General features: G+C 32.2%; 2 protein-coding genes. Both read right to left on the bottom strand.

Going from position 1 to position 2,662, the window contains the following annotated elements:
- The coding region (locus N4A40_04595; GenBank protein MCT4661120.1) for a hypothetical protein at window positions 1-1,918 on the bottom strand (1,918 nt) is incomplete at its 3' end.
- 149 nt (window positions 1,919-2,067) lie between these two features.
- Window positions 2,068-2,662: hypothetical protein (locus tag N4A40_04590; protein MCT4661119.1), on the bottom strand; the 595-nt coding region annotated here is incomplete at its 5' end.

Here is a 2,662-nt window from a genome sequence, read left to right as displayed (position 1 = left end):
ATATAGCTTTTTGATCTACCTTATCAAATGATTTAATTTTGAGTACCTCTTCATAATCAGCATCAACTTCATATAAATCATATGCTAAAAGCTTATCCCCACTATAGTATGCTAGCACATCCTCTGTTCTAGAAAATCCTTCTTTGTTTCTCATATCTCTATCATCAAACTCAAGCCTCATAGTTTTACCATCTACTTCTAGCTCTATTTTATTTTTGTGTCCATCGACCTTTACTAAATTTTGGAAATGCCCAAAAGCCCTATCTGCACCTATTTTATCAGAATGTGCATTCTCTATCATAAGTGCTAAAAGGTTTGATGTATCTCTGTGATCTAATACTAATTTGCAATCAAACGCCTTGTATATATCATAAGTATTTACAAACGCATCTAAAGTATGTGATATATACTCTTCACCATGCTTTATCAGCACATCTATATCCTCATCTAAATCAAAAGATCCCAATTCGCCGATATTTAGAACATATTTCTCCGCACCCTTTTCATCTTTTTTTAGCCTAAGTGAATTTTGAAAATTACTTATAGAATAAGTCATCAAATCATCTATCATCAAACCATCCTCTAGATTAAGTGCTGCATTGAGATCTGCCTTATCTACATCTACATAAATAACTTGACCTGGCTTTAAATCTACCTTTCTTTTTTTCATGTATTTAGCGCTATCTGCTATCATTTGAGTCTTTATATCATCGTAATTAATTGTATATATATTATTTATCAGCTTTACGTTTCCTATCCACTTGTCTCCATATCCATCATCTGTGATGACAACCTTTGCCAAGCCCGTCTCTTCGTCTATAGATTCCACAATCATACAATAATCAAAATAAGAAACATCTTTAATCGCCATTAAATCCTCGTGTGTCAAATTCTCCCTTTCAGAATACTCTCTAGCACCTAGTAAAAATAATTCATCGTCTTTCCTCATTAAATTTCCTACATATTCAGACCCTTTTTTAATTTCATCGTTAGAATTCCCTATATTTACTATCATCTCTTCACTAATTTTGTATTTTGTTTTTTGCTCATTAGAGTCAACCTCTTTTTTCTCGGCTAACCCTGTTTTTAATTCTTTTGTAGTAATACTGGCTGTTTTTCCATCTATGCTATTTACTACAAATCTCTCTTTTTCTACATCTAAAACTTTAGTATCTCCTAAAAACTCTGTTCCATTTAAAAAATATCTATTCTCTATAGAATAAATGCTTTCACGCTCTCCATCACTAGATAAATAGTTTATATCACCATTTTCATCCAATTGTAAGCTTACTGAACAATATCTCCAATTCTCAAATATTTTATTCAAATCTTGATCTTCCAATTGTTTTTTGCAGGCTTCATTCATTTTTAGCTCTATATATTTTATTTCAGCTCTATCATCATTCTTCCACTGTGCAAATATCCATGTATCACCCGTTTTGTGCATTAAAGAAGCCCTTATTTCATAATCTCTTTTTCCAGATAAAATCTCATCTAATGCTTCCATTCCAACTAATTCGTTCAATCTTTCATTTTCTTGCATATCATTTAGATTTTTTATCTCATTTTCTAGATGGAATTTGTAAAGATAGTTCTCTAGAATATCTTTATCTTTCATAGTCTTCAAATACTCTATGATTTCCTTATCCTGTACAGCAAACCTATATCCATACTCATCTAATCCACTTTTAACTTCTACCTCTGCAACCATTTTCCCATCTTTATCTACTTCTATTCCCTCTATTTCGCCAAAATACTCATAGCCATCTTCACTTTGTATCCCTACTTCACTAGCGATACCTATACTTTTATCACTATCAAAGCCAGTAGCACCTACTAGATTAATAGATCCTGAAAAAACCATACCCGCAACAGCTAGTGAACAAAACGCTCTACTCATCCATTTAGATTTATTCATTTATAAAATCCTCCCTATGTCCATTCCTCTACGTTTCTTTGTTTACAGTTTAATTATACACCTACATCCATTTTTGTCTTAAATACTAATTCTTAAATGCTAATTCTTAAATGCTAATTTAAAATTTTGATATCATTTTCTATCTTCGCTTATTTTACGCCTTCTGCCCAGCAAATATTTACAGGCTCTCCATCTTTTAATTCAAATCTCACTTTGATATTTTGACCCTTTTGATAATCTTTCCAATTGTCTGATTTAGACCCTACCTCGTATTCCTTGCCATCTTTTGTTTTTAGTCTCAATTTGACATTCCCAAATTCATCCGATGACTCTGGATTCTTCACTGCTAATACTTCCACCTCAGCGTCTCTATAATTACCCTCTAATGTCTCATTGACAAGCGGTTTTGTCGCCATAGAAGCATTTTCTAGCTCTTCTACAAAATATGGCTTAATAATATATTCTATGCCACCGCTTTCATTTTTATGTGAAGCGATATATAATTCTTCTATTGAGCGTTCATTTTTACCTAATTTCATAAGATTCTCAAAAAGATATGGATCTTTTATCTCTGCTGACTCTAATACAAAACTGTGATCTATATCGAAATCAGAATCTCCTATTTCGCCGCCAAATCCAAACACTGCCTTACCATTTAATCTTCCTAAATACCTATATATCACATCCGAGTCTAGTGACTTAATAGGCATAGCCGATTTTAGATAATTCTTTTCGTCATTTTTT

This window comes from Tissierellales bacterium, from assembly GCA_025210965.1.
In the GTDB taxonomy this organism is placed as follows: domain Bacteria; phylum Bacillota; class Clostridia; order Tissierellales; family JAOAQY01; genus JAOAQY01.
Note: the sequence above shows the minus strand (reverse complement) of the source record. Positions and strands in the feature narration are given on the sequence as shown.